Raw genomic sequence first — 21,922 nt, 5'->3', positions numbered from 1 at the left:
TTGACCGCGAGTCGTCACTGACTCGTATGACCGGCTGTCACGCTGAACACGACGAACTCGCCGCCGACGTCGAGGGGCACGAGGGCGTCGAGGCGGCCTGGGCGGCCGAGAGCTTCACCGATCAGGTCCTGTTCGTGGAAGTGCCCGACGATCGCGACGTTCCCGACGCGGTGATCGACCGACTCGCCGCACACGGACTGACAGGGGCAAGCGAGGCCTACGGCATCGCGAGCGGGGACGATTCCTCGTCGGCGGGCCCAGTCGGTGATCGTCACCAACACCGGTTCGTCGACCCCGAGGCGAGCGACTGGCTGGCTGGACGGGCCGGCGACTGACGAAACACAGGGGTCGGAGGCCGGTGTCCAGGCTGGACATGGAAAGCGATTTAGCCGGCCTGGAGCTACGGATTCTCAATGAGTCTCTCCGATTCGGACCGCGAACTCGTCACCGCGGAACTCGGCCGCGAACCGACGGCGGCCGAAGCTGCGCTTTTCGAGAACCTCTGGAGCGAACACTGCGCGTACCGCTCGTCGCGACCGCTCCTCGGGGCGTTCGACAGCGAGGGCGACCAGGTCGTCGTCGGTCCCGGCGACGACGCGGCAGTGGTCGCGCTCCCGTCGACCGACGGTGACGGGAACAGTGACACGTACATCACGATGGGGATCGAGAGCCACAACCACCCGTCGTACGTCGACCCGTTCGACGGCGCCGCGACGGGCGTCGGCGGCATCGTCCGCGACACGCTGTCGATGGGCGCCTATCCCATCGCGCTCGCGGACTCGCTGTACTTCGGCGGCTTCGACCGCGAACACTCCCGCTACCTCTTCGAGGGCGTCGTCGAGGGAATCAGCCACTACGGCAACTGTATCGGCGTTCCCACGGTCGCCGGGAGCGTCGCGTTCCACGACGACTACGAGGGCAACCCGCTCGTGAACGTCGCCTGTATCGGCCTCACGAACGCCGATCGGCTCGTCACCGCCGAAGCGCAGGAGCCGGGGAACAAACTCGTCCTCGTCGGCAACGGGACGGGTCGAGACGGACTCGGCGGGGCCTCGTTCGCCAGCGAGGACCTCGCGGAGGACGCCGAAACGGAGGACCGACCCGCGGTCCAGGTCGGCGACCCGTACACGGAGAAACTGCTCATCGAGGCCAACGAGGACCTCGTGGATCAGGACCTCGTCGAGTCGGCGCGTGACCTCGGTGCCGCGGGCCTGGGCGGCGCGACCAGCGAGATGGTCGCCAAGGGCGGCCTCGGTTGTGAGATCGAACTCGAACGCGTCCACCAGCGCGAACCGAACATGAACGCGCTGGAGATCCTGCTCGCCGAGTCCCAGGAGCGGATGGCCTACGAGGTCGAGCCGGACAACGTCGACGCAGTCCGGGAGATCGCCGAGCGCTACGACCTCGGCTGTTCGGTCATCGGCGACGTGACCGAGGGCAACTACGTCTGTACCTTCGAGGGTGAGACGGTCGTCGACACGCCCGCGGAGTTCCTCGGGGACGGCGCGCCGTTCAACGATCTGGAGTCGGTCGAACCCGCGCAACCAGAGACCGATCTGCCGGACGTCGACCTGACCGAGGCGTTCGAGGCGGTCGTCGGCAGTCCGAACACGGCCTCGAAGCGGTGGGTCTACCGCCAGTACGACCACGAAGTCCAGGTCCGGACGGCGACCGCGCCGGGCGACGACGCGGCGCTGCTGGCCATCCGCGAGGAAGGCGTCGGCCTGGCGTTCTCGGCGGGCGCGGACCCCAACTGGACGACGGCGGCCCCCTACGACGGTGCGCGGGCCGTGGCGCTGGAGAACGCGACGAACGTCGCGGCCAAGGGCGCGACGCCGCTGGCCGCGGTCGACTGTCTGAACGGCGGCAACCCGGAGAAACCCGACGTCTACGGCGGGTTCAAGGGGATCATCGACGGCCTCGCAGACATGTGCAGCGAACTCGACGTGCCCGTCGTCGGCGGGAACGTCTCGCTGTACAACGACTCGACGGCCGGCCCGATCCCGCCGACGCCGACGCTGGCGCTGGTCGGAACCAAGGAAGGCTACGACGCGCCGCCCGCCGCGTTCTCCGGCGACGGGGAACTAGTCGTCGTCAACGACCGCAGCCTCGCCGGAGAGGCCGACGCGCGGCTGGGCGGGTCGGAGTATCTCGCACAGTTCGACGGCAGCGACCAGTACCCCGACCTGCCCGACGAGCGCGCGGCGTTCGTCGAGACGCTGGCCGCGGTGGCCGACGCCGAAGAGACGCTGGCCGTTCACGACGTGAGCCACGGCGGGCTGGCGGTCACGCTGGCCGAGATGGTGACCGACGACGCCGGTGCCTCGATCACGCTCGACGGTGACGCATCGCCGGCACACCTGCTGTTCAACGAGCAACCCGGTCGGGTCGTCATCGAAACGACGGACGCCGACGCCGTCGCGGCCGCCTTCGACGGGATCGCACCGGTCGAGACCGTCGGAACGACCGACGAGTCGGCCGAACTTGACCTGACGGTCGGCGACGAGACGATCACCACCGACGCCGACGCCATCGCCGAGCGTCGTTCGATCATCGACCGCGAACTGGAGTAGGGACGACCGCCACGGCCACGGCAGTCGAACCACGCTGCACCGACCCGTCCGTTATTTGTCCGTGGCGCGCGATTTCTCTCCGAGAGATGGACGCGGAGCGGGACGAACCGGCGTTCGTCTGGCGCGTCGAGCGTCAGCTCTCGGACTCCGAGGCGGTGCTCTGGAGCGTCATCGTCGTCGCGTCCGTGTTCGACGTGCTGGCGACGATGCGGGGAATCGCACTCGGTTTCGAGGAGGGAAACGCCGTGGCTCGCGCGTTCATCGACACGTACGGTGATCCGGGGATCGGCCTGCTCAAGTTCGTCGCGCTGGCGCTTCTCGTGGTCGCCTGGTGGGTGCTCCCGGAGCGGTCTGCGACGCTCGTTCTCGCGGGATTCGCCGTGATTTCGCTGCTCACGATCGCGCTGAACGCGATCACGCTGGCGGGGCTCTAGGCGGCTGCATACCCGGAAGAAAGTGTGGCCTTACAGGAGCAGCGGGAGGCCGAACGTGATGGCCACGCCGACGAGGAAGACGACGATGCCGAACCCGACCTGGCCCATCGTGTAGTCGCTCTGGGGTGCGGTGCTCCGGAGTGGCGGCTCCTTCTCGGGAAGGTCCGGACTCGTCGGATCGTAGTCCGGGCGATCTTCGCCGTGGTCGTCAGTCATACGCGGGGATTCACGCGGGGGGTACTTCGGCTTGTCGAAAGGACGGCCGAGTGAACTGCACTCGTGTGGACCGACGCGATCCCGGCGAACGCTCGCAAACGCGTCGGGCGGGAGTGACGACGGTCCGGACGGCTTTTACTGCCCGGCCGCGGATTGACAGGTAACAGACCATGGTCCTGACCAAGCGCATCATCCCCTGTATCGACGTGGACATCGACGAGGACGGGAACGCGGCGGTGTACACGGGCGTCAACTTCGAGGATCTGGAGTACACCGGCGATCCGGTGGAGATGGCGAAAAAGTACAACGAGGCGGGCGCAGACGAGTTCGTCTTCCTCGACATCACCGCCTCGGCCGAGGGCCGCGAGACGATGCTCGACACCGTCAAATCGGTGGCCGACGAGGTGTTCATCCCGCTCACGGTCGGCGGCGGCATCCGCACCCGCGAGGACATCAAGGAGACGCTGCGCGCCGGCGCGGACAAGGTGTCGATCAACACCGGCGCGCTCGAACGGCCGGAACTCATCACGGAAGGGGCGCGCTCCTTTGGCAGTCAGTGCATCGTCATCAGCGTCGACGCCCGGCGCCGCTTCGACGAGGAGGGCGAATACTATGCGGAGGTCGACGGGGAGTCCTGCTGGTTCGAGTGCACGGTCAAGGGCGGTCGCGAGGGCACCGATATCGACGTGATCGAGTGGGCCAAGGAGGCCGAACAGCGGGGCGCCGGCGAACTGTTCGTCAACTCCATCGACGCCGACGGGACCAAGGACGGTTACGACATCCCGCTGACGACGGCCGTCTGTGACGCCGTCTCGACGCCGGTCATCGCCTCCTCGGGCTGTGGCGGCCCAGAAGACATGTACGAGGTGTTCACCGAAGCCGGCGCTGATGCGGGTCTCGCGGCCTCTATTTTCCACTTCGAGGAGTACTCCATCCAGCACGTCAAAGAGTACCTGGACGAGCGAGACGTGCCGGTGCGGTTGTAACTTGTTACTGTACCGCGAGCAACCGTCGGGAGCGAGCGGCTTTTTTGGTCCAGATTTTTCAAGGAGGGTTCGCGAGCGGAGAGAGCGAACCCGACGCAGAAAAAGGTGGGGAGGAGCGAGACGTGCCGGTGCGGTTGTAACTTGTTACTGTACCGCGAGCGACCGGCGGAAGGTTTCGACGATTGGACGTGAACGCTTTTCGGGAGCCGACACCGAAATTGAGGGAGATGCTCACTGGCGGCCCCTTCGTCGTGTTGACGCTCGCACAGACTATCGAGCAGGTCGTCAGCCTCGGAATCTTCGTCGTCGCGCTCGCCCTGGCGACGCTGAGTGCGATGGCCTGGCGCCGCGAGCGCGATCGGCGAATGCTCGTCGTGGCCAGCGCGTACGGTCTGTTCGCGCTGTACGGTCTGATCGTCTTTCTGGAGTACTTTCTGCTACCGATTCTGGGCGGCGTGACTGTCGAACTGCTCGAACATAGCTCGGCCGTGTTGATACTCGCCGGCCTCCTGGCCTTCTTCTACGTCCTCACCGGAGACAGATGACGGGGGCGGACGACGACGCTGCCGAACTGGAACTCGAGTCGCGGCGAGCGATCTACAAGGCCGTCGAGTCGACGCCCGGCATTCACTTCCGGGCGCTCCTCGACGAACTCGACTACGCGCAGGGGACGCTCCAGTACCACCTCCGGTGGTTGGCCGACGCCGACCTCGTTGCAGTTTCCGAGGACGGGAAGTACACCCGCTACTACCCGGAAGGCTCGTTCGACGAAGGGGACCGTGCGGTGATGAACGCGCTCCGGCGCCAGTGTGCGCGGCGGATTCTGGGGTACCTGGTCAGCGAGGGGGCCCTGACGACCTCGGAGCTGAGCGACCGCATCGGGAAGGCCGCGTCGACGGTCTCCTTTCACCTCTCGCAACTCGCAGACGCGGATCTGGTGACCAGTGAACGAGACGGGCGAGCCGTCGAATACGAAGTGACCGACCCCGAGCGCGTGTCACGGCTGTACGCCCTCCACCACCGTTCGTTCGCCGACAGACTCGTCGACCGACTGTTCGACCTCTGGGACGCCTACTGACTCGCTGGGGCCCCGTCAGAGACGGGCCCGTGCGACACCAGCACGCGCAGCGCGAAGAGGTACGTGACGAACGCCGTCGCGGGAACGATCGCCGGACGGATCAGCCCGAGCACGTCCGTGCCGATCGCCGCCGCGTGGATCGTTGCGAAGGCGTAGCCTGCGTAGGCGAAGCCGTGGACGACCTGTGGCCCCCACGGGGCGCTGAACCGCGTCGCATCGAGAAAGCCCAGGGCAGCGACGATGGTCAACAGCAGAGCGCCCACGCCGACTGCGGCACCGGCGACGAGAAACGTGGTGCCGTACTGCGGCTCGGGTGCCTGGCCGGTCGCCACGAGCCACGTGTCGAGGACGCCGAGCAGACCGTGGGCGAGCGTCACGACCAGCGCGAACACGGCGATCTCGACGTGGACGCGCCGAGCCAGTTTCGCGAGCGTCCCGAACTGGGGCTCGCCGTACAGAATCCCCGTCACCGTCGCGGCGTACAGCGCCGGATAGGCGACGAGTCCGGTCGCGCGGTCGAGGAGCCAGACGAGATCCATCAGGACGCCCCCGTCGTGGCGACGACGTCCGGACAGCCGTCGCCGTCCTGGAAGTCGTTTACCGTCTCGGGTCGCGTCGGGCACGCGTCGGCGGTGTCGTTGACCCCGTCGCCGTCGTAGTCCGCGGGCGCCTGTCGGTTCGTCACCTGATCGGCCGCGAGATCGGCGGCCTTCGCGTGCATCGTCTGCTGTTCCCGCGTATCCACGAGCTGCCACGCGACGGGCATCGTCGCGGCGACGAGCAACAGCGACACCAGCGTGACGGCGAGTCTAGTCCGCGACATGGTCTCCGAATCCCTCGGTTTCGTGGAAGATGCCGTCGTGGACGACGAGTGCTTCGAGGCCGTCCCACGCTTCGGCGAGCGTGAGTGCGTCCTCGAGTGGCGACGCCGCCAGCGTCGTCGCGAGCGCGTCCGCTTCAGTGCAGTCGCGAGCGGCGACGACCGTTACGAGATCGTGTCGCGCCCCGGCGTCGCCAGTCCGGGGATCGTAGACGTGGTCGACGCCGCCGCGGCCCCGCCGATAGCCCGCTGAGGTCGCGACGTGCCACTCCGTGTCCAGTACTTTGAGGTGATCGTCCTCTGCCGGCGCGGCACCGTACGGGTTCTCGATGCCGATCGGTCCCGTCGGGTTCGCGACGTCGCCCCCGCCGCTGACGAATCCGTGACGGCCCAGTCCGTCCAGCGTGTCGAAGGCGTGATCGACGACGTACCCTTTCGCCAGGCCGTTCAGGTCGAGCGGCTGGTCGGTTCTGACCTCGTTCCCGTCGACGGTGACCGTCGCTTCGTCGCGGTCCGTCGCGGATGGCTGTTCGCCCCCGTCTCGGATGTAGGCTTTCAGCTCGTGTTCGAACTGCCCGTGGCGAACGTCGAAGGCGCCCTCGGTCCGATCGGCGTACGCCAGTCCGCGCCGGACGACCGACGCGACGTGGTGGTTCTCGACGCGTCCGGTTCTGTTGAGTACCGCGACAGCGCTGTCGCTGTCGAACGCGTTCAGGACGCCTTCCAGCCTGGCTGCCGTTTGCTGGGCCCGCTGGACGGCGCGTCGCGCGCCCGGCCCGATTGCCGCGGCCACGAACGTCGTGTCACAGCACTCGAACCGGACTTTCGCATCGCCCAACTGTTCGCGCGCTCCAGCGACGGCGCTGGAGATCCGATTTGAAATGGCGACCATCAATGCTCCCCTACTCGTGCTCCTCGTGTTCTTCGTACTCTTCTTCCTCTTCCTCGTGGTCCTCGTACTCCTCTTCTTCCTCGTGTGCTTCGTATTCTCCACCGCGACCGTCGTTGCCGTTCGAGACGGCAGCCGTGAAGTTCTGGTTGGGCTGTGGTGCGTCACTGCCTGCCGCCGTCGGTGTGGCGCCACTGGTGTCAGCTGACGTGTCGATGACGCCGGGAACGATCAGCGCCGACGCCACCACGGCCGTGGCGAGTGCTCCTACCAGAGTCAGTGCGACCAGTCGGTTGGTCGGAAGCGGGTTCCGCATATCTACTCGTTCCCGAATCTCCTCAAAGGGCGTTCGCGTCCGGTCGTCGAAACGTCGTACAGTCCTCGAAGCGTCACGGCGGTCGCCGTCGCGTCCGTCCCCGCCAGCTATTTGCCTGTCTGCCACTTTCGAGCGAACGAGTAATGGAATGGCGGTGCGCGTGGTGTGGCAAACCCCACGAAGAGAACGATCCACCGTGTGACAACTGTGGCCACGGCGAGTTCGAGAAGGCGGTCGTCCCGATGGCACCCGAGTCCGATGACGACGACAGTGACACGATCACCGTCTGGGTGTGCGCCGAGTGTGGGAACGACCATCCCAAACACACCCCGCCCTGTGACCGCTGTGGCGGCGGCCCGCTCGAACGCCGCGACGTCGACTACGACGAAGAGGCGGTCATGGCCGAGATGCTCGGCGCCGACGAGGGCGGCCGCTCCCCTTCGGCGGACGTGAGCTACCTCGACGTGCTGGATACGAAACTCGTCCTCGGTTTCGTCGGCGTCGGACTCCTGGTGGTCGTCCTCGCACTGGGGTTCATGGGGATCGTCGACGTCCCCGGCATCCCGAACGACGGCGGGCCGGTTCCCGGAAACGCCACGACGTACCAGGGCCTCTCACTGTCGACCGTCGAAGCGGAGTACGTCTCGGAGTTGAACGCACGCCGCGCGGCGAACGGGGACGCGAACCTCACGCGGGACCAACCGCTCTCGTCGGCCGCGACGTCGTTCAATCAGGATCGCGTCCGTGCGGAATACGCTGACGGCGAGGGGCCGAACAGCAAGGCGGTCGGACGGCGCGTGGACGACGCCTGTGGCGACGCCGACCCCGCGTCCGTGATATTCGCGGTGGAAGCCGGGCAGGGACAGGACGCAAGCCAACGCTTCGACTCGGAGCGAGCGATGGCGCAGGCGCTGGTGAGCGCGTATCGAAACAGTCCGGACGCGCCGGCGTCGTTCGCAAACACCTCGAACGGCATCGTGGGTGTCGACGTTCACGTCGCACCGGACGGGAGAATCTACGTGACGCAGTTCGCGTGCTGACTCAGGCCGCCTGGAAGGCGTCGCGGAAGTTGTTCGCTTTGTCCATGACGCGCTGGGCGCCGTCTTCGAGCGCGTCGAGCGCGTCGACGTCCTCGTCGGTCTTGATCGTGAGGATCGGTTCGGTCTGGCCACCGGACTGTTCGGGGTTCACGTCGTAGGTCGCGGCGTCGACGCCGTCGGTTTCCAGTAGCGCCCCCTTCAGCACGTTCATGAACGTGTGATCCTCGCCCGAAATCTCGATAGAGAGTTCCGTATCGGTCTTCTCGATAACCCGCAGTTCCATACCCGCTTCTGGACACTTGGCAGCATTAAAGTTCACGACTACGCCTGCGCAATCACTCGGCGCGTGAACGCTACATAGCCCGCAAAGTATTTGGACCGCATGGGACTTGGTCATAGCAATGACGACACGCACGGTCGAGCAGGTCGGGAACTGGGAGTCACGGTCGTTTTCCGGAGGTTACCGTGGCTTACAGGAGCTGTCGGACGAGCGCTTCTCCGGCATCGTGACGGCAGGACCGACCCGACTGTGCATGACCAAAGGCAAGGTGGTCGGCGTTCTCGAGGGCGATATCGAGGACTTCGAGGACGCCTCGGGCACTGTCCACGAGGCGCCCTCACCGGCTCTCCCGCTGCTCGCAGTCATGCAGGAGCGTAGTGACGAAGTCCGCGCACAGTACTACACGGAAGAGACACCGGTCTCGGAGGTCGACCAGACGCTGACCGACGGGAACTTCACCGGTTACGTCGAACTCTCTGAGAACGTTCTCAGCGGTGACTACTACATCGTCTACCACCAGGGACGCTCGATGAACGTCGCGTGGGTCGGTGAGAGCCAGCAGCTGCTCATCGAGGACGAAGCTTTCGAGCGCACTCAGGGCGAGGTCGGGATCTACAAAGTCCGACCGGCCGACATCGACGTCATCGAGATTCCGGAACCAGCCACGCCGCCGTCTGACGACACCGGGCCGATCGAGACGGCGACGACCGACGCCGAGACGAGCGACGCCGCCGACTCGTCGGACGAGGCCGCGGCGGAACCGACTGAGGAGCCGGACACGGAGACGGTGGACTCGGACGAGTCGTCCTCTACGCCGGGTGCGGCCGCCGGTGACTCCCACGCGGCCGAGTCGTCCGCGGCACCGTCCGGAGACGGAGCTGACGGTGCGACTGCCAATCGGGCGCACCAGGAGGCCACTCGGGAGCAATCGCAACCAGCGTCGAGCACTCCGTCGTCGGCGTCACAGTCGCCCGACAGCGAGCGAACCGCGTCGCAGGGACGTGACCCCCAGCCACAGGAGCGTGAGCGCGGACAACGTCCCCAGCAGGGCCACTCACACCGCGAGCCACAGCCGAGCCAGAACGGCGGTCAGACGTCGGGGCCGGCCGAGGCGTCACCGAGCGGGAACGGCGGCGACACTCGCCAGCGGGACGCCGCGGGCGCACCGACGCCGACCGAAGCCGTCGGTGGACTTGAAACGCGTTCGATCCCGTCGCTCGATCCGGGCCGGACGAAGACGGCGAGCGACGACGGGAGTTCCAGTCCGACTCCCGACCCGCAACCAGACCGGCCGGCGCCCGGCGGACGGCCAGCGGAGGCGAGCCACCAGCGGGGCGCCCAGCAACCGACCAGGTCGTCGCGCCAGCAACCGCAAGACAGCGCTCCACAGCAACCAGCCGGTCCGTCCCCGGCCACGCAACCGTCCGAGGGGTCCCAGCAGACGGGACGACAACGGGACCAGCACGCGGGGAGTGCAGACGCTGCGACGGCGTCCAGTGACCAGGGCGACCTCGAAGCCGAACTCCAGGAGCGCGAAGACGAGATCGAGCGACTCGAAGCCGAACTCGAATCGGTCGAAGGGGAGCGCGACGACCTCGAAGCACAACTGGACGAAGTCAAAGCCGAGCGAGACGAACTCCAGGACCGCGTCGAGCAACTCGAACGCCGCGTCAGCGAACTCCGGAGTGACGACGGCGGCGAGTCGATCGCGGACCGTCGCCGCATGAGCCCCGGCGAGGTGATCGACGGGACCAACCTGTTCGTCCGCTACCAGTCGAAGGGTGACGCGACCCTGGAGTCGGCCTACCGGGGCAACGCGGAACCGACCGCGGTCAACGACAACCTCGACATCCAGCACCACACCCAGTTCGACGCCGAGGACGTCGCGGTCAACGGCGAGCCGTTCACGGAGTTCCTCCACGGGACGCTCCAGTACAAGTTCGTCGAGTGGACGACGCGCGTCCTCCCGTACGAAATCCGCGACACGGGTCACGAGGGCGGGCTCAGTGATCTCTACCAGGCGCTCCCCGAGATCGACCGGGCCGAACTGAACGGCACTATCAGCGTCGTCTACGAAGAAGAGGGCCAGGAACAACGCAGCCAGGAGACCTTCGACGTGGTGCTCCGCGACCGGATGGGGAACCCGCTGGTCGTCGCGAACATGAACGAGTCGCGCCAGCCGGCGAGTCAGTCGATGATGGAGTCGCTGATTACGGCCTCGAACCGCGTCGGCGAGTCCAAGGAGTCCCTGGCCGGTTCGTTCCTCGTCACCTCGAGCTTCTTCGATCCGGAAGCGATGGAAGCGGCCAAAGACGCGACTGGGAGCGGTCTCCTGAGTCGAGACAAACGAGAGAGTTTCGTCAAGCTGTCACGGAAAGAAGGGTTCCACCTCTGTCTCGTCCAGTACCTGGATGGGCAGTTCGAGCTCTCCGTGCCGGAGCTCTAACTTTCGATTTCCGCGACGTCTTCGATTTTCATGTCGTCGAGCTTGTCGATGATGTGGTTGATCTTCTCGTCCAGATCGTCGACGAACTCGGAGGTCTGCTCGGTCGTGATGGCACCCTGGCTCGACGGCTCGATGAGGTTCTCCTCTTCGAGCACGCGCAGCGAGTAGCGAACCTTGTGATGCGGGTAGCCCGTCTCGTTCGACATCTTCACGATGCCGATCGGCTCGTTCTCGATGACCATCCGGAGGACCTGCAGATGACGCTCGAGCATATCGACTTCCTTCTCAAGCCTGTCTATCATGGCAATTGTTAACTTGTGTTCGCGGGTTTTAAAGGTTGCTGTCGGGGCGACTTAAACAACTGCCTGAATACGTCGATTCGACTGGCACGTAGATAAACGTTTGTGATACGTGAGCAGGGCAAGACGCGAACAGCTGCCCGTGACGTCGGTAACGGTGGTGGTTCGCGACAGCGAGGGGACCGTAATCTGTTTATCACGGTGGGCGTAAACGCCGTTGATGACCGTAACCATCGTTGGGTCGCAACTCGGCGACGAGGGTAAAGGCGGCATCGTCGACTTGTATGGCGACGCCGCTGACATCGTCGTCCGCTATCAGGGTGGCGACAACGCCGGCCACACCGTCGTCGAGGGCGACGAGGAGTACAAACTGTCGTTGGTACCCAGTGGTGCCATCCGCGGGAAGGTTGGCTTGCTGGGCAACGGCTGCGTCGTGAATCCCCGCACTCTCTTCGACGAGATCGACGGCCTACAGGAGCGCGGACTCGATCCGGACGTCCGCGTCGCGAAGCGCGCACACACGATTCTCCCCTATCATCGCGTTCTGGACGGAATCGAGGAGGAAGCCAAGAGCGATTCGGACCTCGAAGCCGGGACGACCGGCCGGGGGATCGGCCCCACCTACGAGGACAAGGTCGGCCGGCGGGGCATCCGCATCGGCGACCTGCTCGATCCCGAGGTCCTCCGCGAGCGCCTGGAGTACGTCGTTCCGTACAACCGCGCCATCGTCGAGGACGTCTACGGCATGGACGCCGGCGAGGAGTTCGACGTCGACGCGCTTCACGAGGAGTTCAGCGAGTACGGCCGCCGCCTCCGCGAGAACGGCATGGCCGTCAACGCCGGCGAGTTCGTCCAGAACCGCATCGACGAGGGCGACAACGTCATGTTCGAGGGCGCGCAGGGCACCTCGATCGACATCGACCACGGGATCTATCCCTACGTCACGTCCTCGAACCCGACCGCGGGCGGCGCCTGTACCGGCACCGGCATCGGGCCGACGACCGTCGGCCAGGGTGAGATCATCGGGATCGTCAAGGCCTACCTCTCACGTGTCGGCACCGGCCCGCTCCCGACGGAACTGGAGGGCGACGAGGAGTCCGAAGACCTCGCGCACTACATCCGCGAAGAGGGCGGGGAGTACGGCACCGTCACCGGTCGCCCGCGCCGCGTCGGCTGGCTGGACATGCCGATGCTCCGCCACGCCGCGCGCGCGAGCGGCTTCACCGGCCTCGCGATCAACCACCTCGACGTTCTCGCCGGGCTCGACGAAGTGAAAGTCGGGCACTCCTACCAGCTCGACGGCGAGGAAGTGTTCACGATGCCCGCGACGACCGAACGCTGGGGCGACTGCGAGCCGAACCTCCGCACGTTCGATGGCTGGCCGGACCCCGACTGGGAACAGGTCGCCGCCGAGGGCTACGAGGCTCTCCCCGAGAACGCGCGTGCGTACCTCGACTACGTCAGCGAGGAACTGGACACGCCGATCTACGCGGTCGGCGTCGGGCCGAACCGCTCACAGACGATCGTGCTCGAACGGCCGTTCGAGGCCTGAGCGTTTCACTCGTTTTCGTCGGCTGTCGCGAGGAGATCGTCCGCGTGCGTCGTGATCGCGCCGACGACAGCCTCTCTGTCCTCGCCAGTGACGTCGAACTCGTCTAAGCTCGCGAGCAGGTGCTCGATCGACCGGTCGAGCAGTGCTTCGGTAAACGGGACGTGGAGATGCGCTGTCCGGATGTCCGGACCGGTGTACTCGGCGGGGCCGCCCGCGGCCTCGCAGAGGTAGTCCGTCTGGTGTTCTTTCAGCGACTCCATGTCCGTGTCGGCGAAGAAGGGGCCCAGCTCGTCGTCCGCGAGGAGGCGCGCGTAGAAATCGTCCACGACGGCGCGGATCGCTTCGCGACCCCCGAGCCTCTCGTACAGCGTCTCGTCGGCTGTCATGGGTGGTGCTACCCGCGAGATCGGCATAAGTGGCCGACTTCGTCCCCAGACCGTGAGAACGCGGCGGTCCGGCACGTTTTTGACCGCCCCGGTCGCACGTTCACTCATGCAAGAGGACTTGATGGACATCATCTGTTGTCCGCTGGACAAAAGCGACCTGGAACTCGAGGTCACCCAGCGTGACGACGAGGGCGAGGTCATCGAGGGGCGACTGGTGTGTTCCGAGTGCGGCGAGGAGTACCCCGTCGAGGAGGGCATCCCGAACCTGTTGCCCCCGGACATGCGCGAAGAGTCTCCCGCATAAACTGAACCTTTTTCCCGAAGCCGCGCGCAGAGTCGGTCGTGCCCGACACGCTACCCGTGTACATCAACCGCCAGGAACGTCACTCCCTGGAGGTCCCGCCGTCGTTCGAGACCGCGGACTCGTTCGTCCTCGCGGTCACGAACCACGGTGAGGCGAGCCGGATTCACGTCCATCTCGACGACGGACTCCCCGAGATCGCGTCCATCGAAGACACGAACTTCTACGTCGAAGCCAACGCGACCAAGGAGATTCCCGTCAGCGTCCACGGAACCGACCACGTGTTCGGCAAGATCAAACTCGTCTCGGGCTACGGGGCCGTGACTCGCTGGGTCGACGTCGAAGTGCTGGAACCGGACGAAGACGACGCCGTCGAGATCGACGAGGAACTCGCGAAGCCACAACCCCGCGACGAGGACGAATCCGACGAGGCGGCCGGCACCCCGCTGCTCGGTGACAGTCCCGTCCTTCCCGTCGCCAGTCTGGGGCTCCTCGCACTCCTCGTCGCTGTCGGTTCGGCCGCGGTCTTCGAGAGCACGGTCGTCGCCGTCGGCGCGGTGCTCGTCTTCTGTGCCGTGCTCGTCGCCGGCTACCTCCTCGCTCAGCAGTGACCGGCGTCAGTGGCCGGACTCGTCTTGGTCGTCCTCGCGTTCGGTCGGGACGCCACAGAGGTTCCCGTCGTCGTCGAAGCGTTTCGCACGGAGGAACCGCGCTCGGTAGCGGTTCGCCCCCTCTCGCGTGTCGGCTTCCCGAATCTCGTCCGTGCGGTCGTCGGCGACGGCGTCGATGATCTCTTCGATCTGTTCTTTCTCGCTGGGAGTCAACTCGAACTCGTAGGTCTGTGACTGCTCGGCTTCGAGTTTCGTCCAGCGACGGGCGGCAGAGATGACCATCGAACAGGGCTCCCGACACGGGAACTCGCCGTCGCCGCCGTCGACGTCAAGGTCGGTCTCGTCGTCGTACTCCCACTCCCGCCGTTTCAGACACTGGGAGTCGGCACAGCAGGCCTCAGCGACCCAGTCGACGTGCTCGTGGCCTTCCTGTCGGTCCCACGTCTCGACGACGCCGTAGATGCCGGTCTGGCGCTCGACCGTCTCGTGCCAGTGTGAGACGTCCAGTTCTCCCTCCCGCTCGCGATGCCAGTTGGCGATCGTCGCCGGATAGACGAACTCGACCGTCTCGACCAGCGCCGCCGGACCGAGATCTGGGAAGACCCAGCCGCTGCGGAGCGTCGGCGCGGTTTTCAGCGGCCGGTATCGCCCCGTCTCGTCGTGTCGGACGAGGTCCCGTGCGTCCAGTGGGTCCTCGTGGACGCGAAGCTCGTCGTCGGGCGTGTCCACGTCGTCGACGTGCCGGAGGTCGTACCGGCGAGCGCCGGTGTCGTCGCGCTCGACGGTCACGTGGAGTTGTCCCCACTCGCGCGTGCGTCCGTCGTCGAGCGCACCGTACCGAGCCAGCACGTCGTCCTCGTCGGCGTGTTCGAGCCACCGGAGGAACGCCCACCGGGCCGGTTCGTCGGACGCCACGTCGCTGAAGAAGTGCCAGTTCGTGACGTACGCTGCCTGCTCCGACGCCACGTCACGGAGTTGCTCGGCCGAGAGTCCCGACTGCTCGGTCTGGGGCGTCCGGAACTCGTATCCATCGTCGGTTGCCTGGACGTGGAGCCCGTCGAACTCGACGCCGTCGCCCTCGTTTGCTGCCTCGATGAGGTGGTCGACCGCCGTCTCGATCATACGAGGACCGAGGGATGCCACCGGAATAAAGTCGGCCTTTCGCGTCGTTGTCGGCCGGTTGGAAACCTGTTATTAATATCTTGGGGTAACTTTCCAGGCCGGAAACTGTCCTTCTCGGCTTATGGGGGATTCGGTACTACGGTGACGTGCATGGTTTCACGGACGGTTCGATCTGTCGTCCTGGTGGTGGTGGTGGCTGCTGCACTCGGCCTGAGCGGCTGTGTCGGCAGCGACCCCGGGACGAACACGACTACCTCCCCCGGCGACGCGACGCCGACGAACGAGTCGATCGACGGCGACGGCGACGGTGACGTCGCTGCGGCGTTCAAACAACGGCTGTCTGAACTCGACAGCTACACTGCCACGGTGGTCTCCCACAGCGAGTTCGGTGAGAACGAGACCAACACGACGACGAAGGTCTGGGCACGCCCGGAAACCGGGCAGGTCCGTCGTGAAGTGGTTTCCTCCCCCTACACCGAGGGGATGGTCACCGTCATCAACGAGACCATGGTGGTGACTTACAGTCGGGAATCGAACGAGCTCACCCGCATCAACCGCTCGAACTACCAGATGGGCCAGTCCGGCAGCGCGAGCGTGACGATGATCGGGTCCGTCGTGGACTCGATGACGGTCGAAACGCTCGGGACCGAACAGGTCGACGGCGAGAAGACGTACCGCGTCCGCCTGGAGCCCAACGCCTCCATGGCAAGCGAGCAGGCGACGATCACCGCCTGGCTCGACGCGGATACGCACTTCCCGGTCCGCGTCGAAACGGCGTCCAACTCCGATCGGGTGAACTTCAGTTCGGTCACGCGGTACGAGAACGTCGAACTGAACCCGACGATCCCGGACTCGAAGTTCGCGCTCGACGTCCCCGCTGACGCGAACACGTCTGACGTCTCGCTCCCCGACTCGCGCGTGTACGACTCGCTGGCCGATCTTCGGGCCAACGCGACGATGTCCCTGCCGGAACCGGACCTCCCTGCGGGGTTCTCCCTGGAACAGGGGCGAGTCACCCGCGGTGACCGTCGGTCGGTCTCCCTCCAGTACCGAAACGAGTCGACGCGGCTCACGGTGACCAAGGCCAACGAGACGACGTACAACGGGACTGATTCCAACGAGACGGTGCAGATCGGCCAACGGACCGGCAGCTACCACGAGTTCGGCTCTGCCGGAATGATCGTCTGGTCGTGTGACGGCTCCCGGTACTCGGTCTCGGGTGGCCTCTCACGCGCCCAGTTGGTCGACGTCGCGGCCTCCGTCGAGTGCGCGTGAGGCCTGCGTGCTCACCTGCCGTTCTGGCTCGTCGCTGTCCGAATCTCCGCTGACGCGCCCTCCCGGTCTCCGCTGACGCGCCCTCCCGGTCTCCGCTGACGCGCCCTCCCGGTCTCCGCTGACGCGCCTTCCAGGTCCCCGCTGACGCTGCTCTCTACTCGTGTGGGTGTTCCGTTGTCGTCTTTTGTTTCCCGTGGGTAGTAGCTTCCCCTGTCGTGAGTGCCCGCAGGTATCCGACACAGAAACGAAGCGCCCGTTGACTGCAGATCCGTTCGGTGAACCGGTGGCGACCGTCGACACCGCCGGTCGCAGGCGTCATGCTGCTGGGAGTCTCGATACGCCGCCAGCGGGAGTGACGGCAGCAAAACGCTGGTGAACAGCAGTGTCGCAGTCCAGTGTGAGTGAGAGTGTGCGCGTGAGCGTCGTCCCGTCCCGTCAGGGTCGTCTGTGCAGCGAGTACGCGATGAACGCGACCCCCAGGAACTGGAAGAGTCGCGTCAGCAGGGTCAGCGGCTGGCGGTAGCGGATGGGTATCAGTCCCTCGCGGAGCAGGACCGAGCCGACGAAGGCGGTGCCGAACGCGACGCCCGTCAGCAGGAGAAGGCCGATCGAGAGGAACTGCATCGGACGGCTCTCGTTGCGCCGGAAGCCTCGGTAGGCCTGGTAGGCGATGTAGGTTCCTAACACCGTCGAGCCGAAGGCGAGCGCGATGATGGCCCAGTTGACGAGCGTGGTCGAAACCACCATGGTCAGAGGTTCTCCCACATGCGAGTGAACCGGTCGGCGGTGTCTTCCTCCTCCGGGAAGTCCGCGCGGGAGGTTCGCTCGATGGTTCCCTCGTAGGCGCCGTCGTCGAGTTCCATCGAGAACTCGGCCAGCGTCGCCGAGAACACCTTGTGGTGGTTTCCACTCAACTCCACTCTGGTCTGTGCTTCGATCAGGTCGTACTCCTGGAGCCACTCGATACGCCGGTAGACGGTCGGCAGGGACGCATCACATTGCTCGCTGAGTTCGTTGGCAGACATGGGTTCGACGCTCGTTGCTGCGAGGATTGAGCGAGCGTACTCGTCGCTCAGCAGGTCGAGCACCTCGTGTAACTCCCAATCCTCACTCACACCTCACGCAACGAATGGGTACGGTTTAAAAACCGGGCGTCCTTTTCCAGGTCTGAAAAACGGTCGAACCCGCGCGTGCGGTCGGCCTTACCGCGCCTTCCTGAGCGAGAGGGTGACGACGCTGCCGGCTCCGTCTGCCGCCACGTCGACGCTCCCGCCGAACGACTGGACGATCCAGGCGACGGCCCACAGTCCGATGCCGCTCCCGTGTTGCAGCGGTGTGACGGTTCGGTCATCGTCGACCGCGACCAGTTCCTGTGACGGAATCCCCGGGCCGTCGTCGCGGACGGTGATCTCGAACCACTCGCCGCGCTCGCGATCCTGTTCTGCGATCGTGACCTCGATCTTCGGGTGGTCGCTGTCGTGGTGTTCGATCGCGTTTTCGACGACGTTCTCGACGACCAGTTCGAGCGACTCGTCGGCTTCGACGACGGCTCGGTCCGGCAGGTCGGTCTCGATGGTCACGCCGGGATTGGCCGACTGGAACGACGCGAGCACGTCGGAGACGAGGTCGACGGCGTCGATCTCCGGGTGGTCCATCCGATCCCGTTCGAGCGCTCGCTGGATCTGCCTGACGTCGCTACTGGTCTCGACGAGTTGTTCCGTCTGGGACGTGGCCACCTCGGCGATCCTGGCTCCCGCCTCGTCGTCGTGTCGCGTTCGGAGCCGATCGCTCAGTAACTCGGCGTTGGCGAGAATCGCGTTGAGGTCGTTGCGGAGGTTGTGTCTGAGCACGCGATCGAGCACTTCGATTCGCTCCTCGCGCTGCTTGCGCTCGGTGATGTCGCGTGCGATGCCGGCACTGGCGACGCCCGCTGCGGTCGGTTCCATCGGGGAGAGGTACGTCTCGGCCGGGAAGCGGCGCCCGTCTTTCCTGATGCCCGTGTACTGGACGACGGCGTTCTCACCGGTGTCGTACTCGTCGGAGAGCAGCCGCACCAGCGCTTCTGAGAACTTCTGGACTTCGTCGTCGCTGACGATCTCCGAGAAGTGGATCTCGTTCGCTTCGATCTCCGCCTGGGTGTACCCGAACTGTTCGGCACCGGCCTCGTTGATGAACGTGAAGTAGCCGTCTTCGTCGGCAGCCCACAGCGTGTCCGGGATCGCCTGGACGATCGTCTCGTACCGTTCGAGTTCCTCGATGCGTTGCTTGCGATCCGTGACGTCCTGCACCACTCCGACCGTTCCCCGGAACGCGTCGTCGTACGGGCGGAGCGCGATCCGCGCCTCGAAGATCCGCTCTTCGTCGGACCCGTTCGGTCGGACCGTGAACTCGAAGCGGTCGGTCTCCCGGTCGGACGCATCGGAGACGAGGTCGCTGACGATCTCGCTGTACGTTTCCAGTATCGTCGCGCGCAGGATCCCCTGCTCGACGAGATCGGACACCGACGTGCCCACGGCAGCGCCCTTCTCGATGCCGACCATCTCGGCCGCGCGCTCGTTGCCGCCGACGATGCGTCCCGCCTCGTCGAGCACGAACACGCCGTCCGGGACGGTTTCGACGATGGTTTCGTACTGTTCGAGTTCGCGCTCGCGCTCCTTGCGTTCCTCGATGTCGCGGACGATCCCGACCGATCCCTCGTAGGCGCCCGCCTCGTCGTACATCACCGAGACGTGGTCTTCGTACTCCCGGCGGGTTCCGTCAGCGTGGATAATCTCCATCTCGAACGTCTCGCTCTCGGTCACCTCGGACTGAACCAGTTCGAGGATGATCTCGGTCCCCTGCTCGACGTCGTCCGGGGGCATGACCTCGCTGACGTGCGTCCCGACGAACTCCTCGCGCTCGAACCCGCCCTTCGTCAAGAGTGCCTCGTTGACCATCGTGACGTACCCCGCGTCGTCGATCATGTACACCGGGTCGGCGATGTGCCTGACCAGTTGTCGGTATCGACCCGCGTCGTCGCCGGCCGCGTCCTCGGTCTGGCGCGATTCGCTTGTCGCGGCCGGCGGGTCGTCCGGTTCGGCTTCGGGAAGCACGGACCGGACTGCCGCGGCCAACTCGTCGGCCGGATCGTCGGCCGTGCGGAGACACCGATGCTCGGTTACGCCGAGTGACAGCGCGTCCACGGGCACTCGCTCGTTCGGTGCGTTCGCGAGATAGACGATCGGAACGTTCTGGTTCCGGTCGCGGACGTCGCGCAGAAAGGCGAGACCCTCGTCGTCGAGGGGCAGACTACTGACGAGACAGGCGACTCCCCCGTCCAGTGCGGCGAGTGCGGCCGCTGGTGAGGTGACGGTCTCGACGTCGACGTCGGGGAACGCTGTCGTAATCGCGCTGGCGCAGTCCCCTGCGGTCAGTCCCTCGGGGAGCGTTCGCCTCGGTCCGAGCAAGAGAACCCGCGACCTGGCCATACCCCCTTGTGTCGATGCACAAATAAAAAACCCTTCCCGGGTGTGATGGTCGGCTTCGTCCTCAGTCGCCGGCGGCTGGGCCGGCGCTACTGGTTTCCCGGCGGACGCGCTCGATGGCGTCGCCGACGTCGGCACCGGCGTCGGCGGCACGTTCGAGCACCACGTCGGCCATCAGCGGTTCGGTCCCGACGGCACCGGAGTACCAGATACGGTGGCCGTCGACTTCGGTGGGCGTGTCCCATCCCTTCCGGTAGTCGTCGGTCAGTCCCATGTCCTCGGGGATGTCCTCCTGGGTGTGGTACCCGTCCGCGATGAACAGCGGGACGACGACGACGTCCTCGGTCGAGAAGTAGTCCGTCACGTCGTCGACCTCGGGGTCTTCGTCCATGAACAGCGCTTCGACCTCGCCGAAGCGGCCCTGTTCGCGGATGCGGTCGGCGTGATACTCGATTGCCTTGGCGCTGTTCTCGTTGCGCTCGGTGCCGTGGCCGACGACCGCGAGCCCGAACTCCCCGTCGTCGACCGAGCGGTCGCCCGTGACGCTGTCGGCGCGCTGGACGATCACGTCGCTCATCGCGTCGTGCGTTCCGACAGGGCCACAGTAGTGTACGGTCTGGTCCGTGTCGGTTGCCGTCACCGTCGTGTGGGTGGCCGACGTCCCGTCAGAGTCCCACTGGTCGACGTCCCACTCCTCCAGACGGAGTTCCCGTGGGATGACCTGTTCGGTGAAGTAGCCCTCGCTGATGAACAGCGGGACGACGTATACCTCGTCGCTCTCGACGGTGCGCAGGACTTCTCGGAAGGACGGTTCCTCCTTCCAGAAACACTCCCGCACTTCGTCGAACGCCCCCGATTCGCGGATGGTGTCTGCGTGATCGAACGTCGGTGTGGCAGACCCCGCGCTGAGGTGCGATCCGTGCGCCGCGATGACCAGCGCTTGCATACCCGCGTCTAGGGAGAGGTCGGTCTTAGGGACTTCGCTGTCACTCGTTCACCTCCTCGGAGTAGGGCTTCTCGATGTCTGCGTCGGCCACGTCGCGCTGGTCGGTCTCCGGTTCCACGTCGATGCGCTCACAGTCGCCACAGGCGGCGCAGTTCGCACAGGGATCGTCGTTCGTTGCCATGATTGCCTCGTGTCAGGCGGCTGGACCCGCTGGCGGTTCCCCCACCGTTCCGGTCACCCGTTGACACAGCAGTACGTATGATGTTGTCTCACATGGCTGGTTTGCAACAATACTGCGGTCACTTTTAACCCGGCGGGCTTTTGTCGTCGGCGCTCGCCGGAGCGAGTATGTCGCTGGCTGAACGCACCCGCGAGGCGGTCCGGGCGAACCCGTTCCTCTACGAGGCACTCCGGGCTGGCGTGGTCAACTACACCGCTGCTGCTCGCTTTCTCGATCTGGGCGTCGACGACCAGGAGGCGGTCGTGGCCGCACTCCGCCGATACGCCGAGGACTTGCCCGAGTACGACGCGACTGGGCGGGACGCTCGGGTAAACATGGAGAGCGGCGTGGGTGTCGCCGAGGATGCAGACCAAGCGGACGCACTGCTCACCGTCGGCGAGACGCGACTCGTGTCCGGCGGCGGGTCGTTGACTGCCATCCTCGCCGGTGGTGACGTGGATGCACGGTCGCTCGGACACGTGTTGACCCATCTTGGGGCAGAAGGAATCGACGTCGAGGCTGCTGGGACTGCGAGCGACGCGCTCACCGTCGTCGTCTCACGGCGGGCGGGACCGGACGCACTTCGCGCTGTCGAGGCGGCACTGGAGACCGTTCCCGATCGTTCGTAAACTCCGCGCTATCGTAGCGTTGAAACGCCGGCCCCGTCT

The 21,922-nt window shown here is 65.8% G+C and carries 27 protein-coding genes; 13 read left to right on the top strand and 14 right to left on the bottom strand.

Going from position 1 to position 21,922, the window contains the following annotated elements; genetic code table 11:
• Nucleotides 1-26: 26 nt before the first annotated feature.
• The 3 genes from MU553_RS02165 (at nucleotide 27) to MU553_RS02155 (ending at nucleotide 3,007) form a co-directional block, all read left to right on the top strand.
• Nucleotides 27-335 (top strand): hypothetical protein, encoded by a 309-nt coding sequence (locus MU553_RS02165; protein WP_247374403.1) that lies wholly within the window; start codon nucleotides 27-29, stop codon nucleotides 333-335.
• Between the two features lie 78 nt (nucleotides 336-413).
• On the top strand, nucleotides 414-2,573 hold the full coding sequence (gene purL / locus MU553_RS02160; RefSeq protein WP_247374397.1) for a phosphoribosylformylglycinamidine synthase subunit PurL: 2,160 nt from the start codon (nucleotides 414-416) through the stop codon (nucleotides 2,571-2,573).
• A gap of 86 nt (nucleotides 2,574-2,659) precedes the next feature.
• Complete coding sequence (locus MU553_RS02155; RefSeq protein ID WP_247374393.1) at nucleotides 2,660-3,007, top strand: DUF5658 family protein; 348 nt, start codon at nucleotides 2,660-2,662, stop codon at nucleotides 3,005-3,007.
• A gap of 30 nt (nucleotides 3,008-3,037) precedes the next feature.
• On the opposite strand, the gene MU553_RS02150 is transcribed toward MU553_RS02155, so the two are convergent.
• Nucleotides 3,038-3,223, bottom strand: a complete 186-nt coding sequence (locus tag MU553_RS02150) for a DUF7550 family protein (protein ID WP_247374389.1) — start codon at nucleotides 3,221-3,223, stop codon at nucleotides 3,038-3,040.
• A 170-nt stretch (nucleotides 3,224-3,393) separates the two neighbouring features.
• Between MU553_RS02150 and hisF the strand changes: the two genes are divergently transcribed.
• From hisF to MU553_RS02135, 3 genes are all read left to right on the top strand, one after another.
• On the top strand, nucleotides 3,394-4,209 hold the full coding sequence (gene hisF / locus MU553_RS02145) for an imidazole glycerol phosphate synthase subunit HisF (RefSeq protein WP_247374386.1): 816 nt from the start codon (nucleotides 3,394-3,396) through the stop codon (nucleotides 4,207-4,209).
• A gap of 227 nt (nucleotides 4,210-4,436) precedes the next feature.
• Complete coding sequence (locus MU553_RS02140) at nucleotides 4,437-4,754, top strand: hypothetical protein (protein WP_247374368.1); 318 nt, start codon at nucleotides 4,437-4,439, stop codon at nucleotides 4,752-4,754.
• Nucleotides 4,751-5,287 carry a winged helix-turn-helix transcriptional regulator gene (locus MU553_RS02135; protein WP_247374365.1) on the top strand — a complete coding sequence of 179 codons (537 nt, stop codon included), beginning with the start codon at nucleotides 4,751-4,753 and terminating at the stop codon, nucleotides 5,285-5,287. The genes MU553_RS02140 and MU553_RS02135 overlap by 4 nt, the downstream gene beginning before the upstream one ends.
• Here the strand turns inward: MU553_RS02135 and MU553_RS02130 are convergent.
• Genes MU553_RS02130 through MU553_RS02115 form a run of 4 tightly spaced genes read right to left on the bottom strand, consistent with a single transcriptional unit; the run spans nucleotide 5,281 to nucleotide 7,312 of the window.
• On the bottom strand, nucleotides 5,281-5,826 hold the full coding sequence (locus MU553_RS02130; RefSeq protein WP_247374354.1) for a hypothetical protein: 546 nt from the start codon (nucleotides 5,824-5,826) through the stop codon (nucleotides 5,281-5,283). The two genes, MU553_RS02135 and MU553_RS02130, sit on opposite strands and share 7 nt — an antisense overlap.
• Nucleotides 5,826-6,110: a hypothetical protein gene (locus MU553_RS02125; RefSeq protein ID WP_247374352.1), complete on the bottom strand. Its 285-nt coding sequence runs from the start codon at nucleotides 6,108-6,110 to the stop codon at nucleotides 5,826-5,828. The genes MU553_RS02130 and MU553_RS02125 overlap by 1 nt, the downstream gene beginning before the upstream one ends.
• The gene (locus tag MU553_RS02120) at nucleotides 6,097-6,999 is read right to left on the bottom strand and encodes an FAD:protein FMN transferase (protein WP_247374349.1); all 903 of its coding nucleotides are present in this window, start codon (nucleotides 6,997-6,999) and stop codon (nucleotides 6,097-6,099) included. The genes MU553_RS02125 and MU553_RS02120 overlap by 14 nt, the downstream gene beginning before the upstream one ends.
• Nucleotides 7,000-7,009: 10 nt before the next feature.
• A complete protein-coding gene (locus MU553_RS02115) occupies nucleotides 7,010-7,312 on the bottom strand; it encodes a hypothetical protein (RefSeq protein ID WP_247374336.1) in 303 nt (100 codons plus the stop codon).
• Between the two features lie 143 nt (nucleotides 7,313-7,455).
• Here MU553_RS02115 and MU553_RS02110 point away from each other — a divergent pair, with 143 nt between their 5' ends.
• Nucleotides 7,456-8,352, top strand: a complete 897-nt coding sequence (locus tag MU553_RS02110; RefSeq protein WP_247374334.1) for a CAP domain-containing protein — start codon at nucleotides 7,456-7,458, stop codon at nucleotides 8,350-8,352.
• A gap of 1 nt (nucleotide 8,353) precedes the next feature.
• On the opposite strand, the gene MU553_RS02105 is transcribed toward MU553_RS02110, so the two are convergent.
• Nucleotides 8,354-8,635 (bottom strand): DNA-directed RNA polymerase subunit L, encoded by a 282-nt coding sequence (locus MU553_RS02105; protein ID WP_247374331.1) that lies wholly within the window; start codon nucleotides 8,633-8,635, stop codon nucleotides 8,354-8,356.
• A 118-nt stretch (nucleotides 8,636-8,753) separates the two neighbouring features.
• Between MU553_RS02105 and MU553_RS02100 the strand changes: the two genes are divergently transcribed.
• Complete coding sequence (locus MU553_RS02100; RefSeq protein ID WP_247374329.1) at nucleotides 8,754-11,078, top strand: DUF7527 domain-containing protein; 2,325 nt, start codon at nucleotides 8,754-8,756, stop codon at nucleotides 11,076-11,078.
• Here the strand turns inward: MU553_RS02100 and MU553_RS02095 are convergent.
• Nucleotides 11,075-11,380: a hypothetical protein gene (locus tag MU553_RS02095; protein ID WP_247374327.1), complete on the bottom strand. Its 306-nt coding sequence runs from the start codon at nucleotides 11,378-11,380 to the stop codon at nucleotides 11,075-11,077. The genes MU553_RS02100 and MU553_RS02095 overlap by 4 nt on opposite strands.
• Before the next feature lie 217 nt (nucleotides 11,381-11,597).
• Between MU553_RS02095 and MU553_RS02090 the strand changes: the two genes are divergently transcribed.
• Nucleotides 11,598-12,929, top strand: a complete 1,332-nt coding sequence (locus MU553_RS02090; protein WP_247374324.1) for an adenylosuccinate synthase — start codon at nucleotides 11,598-11,600, stop codon at nucleotides 12,927-12,929.
• 5 nt (nucleotides 12,930-12,934) lie between these two features.
• Here the strand turns inward: MU553_RS02090 and MU553_RS02085 are convergent, their stop codons facing one another.
• Nucleotides 12,935-13,315: a truncated hemoglobin gene (locus MU553_RS02085; protein WP_247374322.1), complete on the bottom strand. Its 381-nt coding sequence runs from the start codon at nucleotides 13,313-13,315 to the stop codon at nucleotides 12,935-12,937.
• A 106-nt stretch (nucleotides 13,316-13,421) separates the two neighbouring features.
• Here MU553_RS02085 and MU553_RS02080 point away from each other — a divergent pair, with 106 nt between their 5' ends.
• Nucleotides 13,422-13,619, top strand: coding sequence for a methytransferase partner Trm112 (locus MU553_RS02080; RefSeq protein ID WP_247374310.1), 198 nt, complete (start codon nucleotides 13,422-13,424; stop codon nucleotides 13,617-13,619).
• 38 nt (nucleotides 13,620-13,657) lie between these two features.
• A complete protein-coding gene (locus MU553_RS02075; protein ID WP_247374295.1) occupies nucleotides 13,658-14,227 on the top strand; it encodes a DUF7524 family protein in 570 nt (189 codons plus the stop codon).
• Nucleotides 14,228-14,233: 6 nt separating this feature from the next.
• On the opposite strand, the gene MU553_RS02070 is transcribed toward MU553_RS02075, so the two are convergent.
• Nucleotides 14,234-15,349 carry a DR2241 family protein gene (locus MU553_RS02070; RefSeq protein WP_247374292.1) on the bottom strand — a complete coding sequence of 372 codons (1,116 nt, stop codon included), beginning with the start codon at nucleotides 15,347-15,349 and terminating at the stop codon, nucleotides 14,234-14,236.
• 150 nt (nucleotides 15,350-15,499) lie between these two features.
• Here MU553_RS02070 and MU553_RS02065 point away from each other — a divergent pair, with 150 nt between their 5' ends.
• On the top strand, nucleotides 15,500-16,624 hold the full coding sequence (locus MU553_RS02065) for a LolA family protein (protein WP_247374290.1): 1,125 nt from the start codon (nucleotides 15,500-15,502) through the stop codon (nucleotides 16,622-16,624).
• 435 nt (nucleotides 16,625-17,059) lie between these two features.
• Here MU553_RS02065 and MU553_RS02060 read toward each other — a convergent pair whose 3' ends face one another.
• The 5 genes from MU553_RS02060 to MU553_RS02040 form a co-directional block, all read right to left on the bottom strand.
• Entirely contained in the window at nucleotides 17,060-17,371 is a 312-nt protein-coding gene (locus MU553_RS02060; RefSeq protein WP_247374288.1) for a DUF7521 family protein, read from the bottom strand.
• 2 nt (nucleotides 17,372-17,373) lie between these two features.
• Entirely contained in the window at nucleotides 17,374-17,739 is a 366-nt protein-coding gene (locus tag MU553_RS02055; protein ID WP_247374286.1) for an ArsR/SmtB family transcription factor, read from the bottom strand.
• Between the two features lie 87 nt (nucleotides 17,740-17,826).
• Nucleotides 17,827-20,091 (bottom strand): PAS domain-containing sensor histidine kinase, encoded by a 2,265-nt coding sequence (locus tag MU553_RS02050; protein WP_247374284.1) that lies wholly within the window; start codon nucleotides 20,089-20,091, stop codon nucleotides 17,827-17,829.
• A gap of 61 nt (nucleotides 20,092-20,152) precedes the next feature.
• Complete coding sequence (locus tag MU553_RS02045; RefSeq protein ID WP_247374282.1) at nucleotides 20,153-21,034, bottom strand: CbiX/SirB N-terminal domain-containing protein; 882 nt, start codon at nucleotides 21,032-21,034, stop codon at nucleotides 20,153-20,155.
• A 40-nt stretch (nucleotides 21,035-21,074) separates the two neighbouring features.
• Nucleotides 21,075-21,215: a hypothetical protein gene (locus tag MU553_RS02040; protein ID WP_247374280.1), complete on the bottom strand. Its 141-nt coding sequence runs from the start codon at nucleotides 21,213-21,215 to the stop codon at nucleotides 21,075-21,077.
• A 167-nt stretch (nucleotides 21,216-21,382) separates the two neighbouring features.
• On the opposite strand from MU553_RS02040, the gene MU553_RS02035 reads away from it, so the two are divergent.
• Nucleotides 21,383-21,883: a DUF7523 family protein gene (locus MU553_RS02035; protein WP_247374278.1), complete on the top strand. Its 501-nt coding sequence runs from the start codon at nucleotides 21,383-21,385 to the stop codon at nucleotides 21,881-21,883.
• Nucleotides 21,884-21,922: the final 39 nt, after the last annotated feature.

The sequence above is a fragment of the Halorientalis brevis genome, from assembly GCF_023077655.1.
Note: the sequence above shows the minus strand (reverse complement) of the source record. Positions and strands in the feature narration are given on the sequence as shown.

What these genes read in the sequence shown, in the direction of transcription:
- MU553_RS02070 (WP_247374292.1), bottom strand. Translation starts at nt 15,349, where the DNA reads ATGATCGAGACGGCGGTCGACCACCTCATCGAGGCAGCAAACGAGGGC.
- MU553_RS02120 (WP_247374349.1), bottom strand. Translation starts at nt 6,999, where the DNA reads ATGGTCGCCATTTCAAATCGGATCTCCAGCGCCGTCGCTGGAGCGCGC.
- MU553_RS02065 (WP_247374290.1), top strand. Translation starts at nt 15,500, where the DNA reads ATGGTTTCACGGACGGTTCGATCTGTCGTCCTGGTGGTGGTGGTGGCT.
- MU553_RS02080 (WP_247374310.1), top strand. Translation starts at nt 13,422, where the DNA reads ATGCAAGAGGACTTGATGGACATCATCTGTTGTCCGCTGGACAAAAGC.
- MU553_RS02045 (WP_247374282.1), bottom strand. Translation starts at nt 21,034, where the DNA reads ATGCAAGCGCTGGTCATCGCGGCGCACGGATCGCACCTCAGCGCGGGG.
- MU553_RS02125 (WP_247374352.1), bottom strand. Translation starts at nt 6,110, where the DNA reads ATGTCGCGGACTAGACTCGCCGTCACGCTGGTGTCGCTGTTGCTCGTC.
- hisF (WP_247374386.1), top strand. Translation starts at nt 3,394, where the DNA reads ATGGTCCTGACCAAGCGCATCATCCCCTGTATCGACGTGGACATCGAC.
- MU553_RS02050 (WP_247374284.1), bottom strand. Translation starts at nt 20,091, where the DNA reads ATGGCCAGGTCGCGGGTTCTCTTGCTCGGACCGAGGCGAACGCTCCCC.
- MU553_RS02110 (WP_247374334.1), top strand. Translation starts at nt 7,456, where the DNA reads ATGGAATGGCGGTGCGCGTGGTGTGGCAAACCCCACGAAGAGAACGAT.
- MU553_RS02165 (WP_247374403.1), top strand. Translation starts at nt 27, where the DNA reads ATGACCGGCTGTCACGCTGAACACGACGAACTCGCCGCCGACGTCGAG.
- MU553_RS02140 (WP_247374368.1), top strand. Translation starts at nt 4,437, where the DNA reads ATGCTCACTGGCGGCCCCTTCGTCGTGTTGACGCTCGCACAGACTATC.
- MU553_RS02035 (WP_247374278.1), top strand. Translation starts at nt 21,383, where the DNA reads ATGTCGCTGGCTGAACGCACCCGCGAGGCGGTCCGGGCGAACCCGTTC.
- MU553_RS02135 (WP_247374365.1), top strand. Translation starts at nt 4,751, where the DNA reads ATGACGGGGGCGGACGACGACGCTGCCGAACTGGAACTCGAGTCGCGG.
- MU553_RS02115 (WP_247374336.1), bottom strand. Translation starts at nt 7,312, where the DNA reads ATGCGGAACCCGCTTCCGACCAACCGACTGGTCGCACTGACTCTGGTA.
- MU553_RS02150 (WP_247374389.1), bottom strand. Translation starts at nt 3,223, where the DNA reads ATGACTGACGACCACGGCGAAGATCGCCCGGACTACGATCCGACGAGT.
- MU553_RS02060 (WP_247374288.1), bottom strand. Translation starts at nt 17,371, where the DNA reads ATGGTGGTTTCGACCACGCTCGTCAACTGGGCCATCATCGCGCTCGCC.
- MU553_RS02085 (WP_247374322.1), bottom strand. Translation starts at nt 13,315, where the DNA reads ATGACAGCCGACGAGACGCTGTACGAGAGGCTCGGGGGTCGCGAAGCG.
- MU553_RS02090 (WP_247374324.1), top strand. Translation starts at nt 11,598, where the DNA reads ATGACCGTAACCATCGTTGGGTCGCAACTCGGCGACGAGGGTAAAGGC.
- purL (WP_247374397.1), top strand. Translation starts at nt 414, where the DNA reads ATGAGTCTCTCCGATTCGGACCGCGAACTCGTCACCGCGGAACTCGGC.
- MU553_RS02040 (WP_247374280.1), bottom strand. Translation starts at nt 21,215, where the DNA reads ATGGCAACGAACGACGATCCCTGTGCGAACTGCGCCGCCTGTGGCGAC.
- MU553_RS02095 (WP_247374327.1), bottom strand. Translation starts at nt 11,380, where the DNA reads ATGATAGACAGGCTTGAGAAGGAAGTCGATATGCTCGAGCGTCATCTG.
- MU553_RS02130 (WP_247374354.1), bottom strand. Translation starts at nt 5,826, where the DNA reads ATGGATCTCGTCTGGCTCCTCGACCGCGCGACCGGACTCGTCGCCTAT.
- MU553_RS02155 (WP_247374393.1), top strand. Translation starts at nt 2,660, where the DNA reads ATGGACGCGGAGCGGGACGAACCGGCGTTCGTCTGGCGCGTCGAGCGT.
- MU553_RS02105 (WP_247374331.1), bottom strand. Translation starts at nt 8,635, where the DNA reads ATGGAACTGCGGGTTATCGAGAAGACCGATACGGAACTCTCTATCGAG.
- MU553_RS02100 (WP_247374329.1), top strand. Translation starts at nt 8,754, where the DNA reads ATGACGACACGCACGGTCGAGCAGGTCGGGAACTGGGAGTCACGGTCG.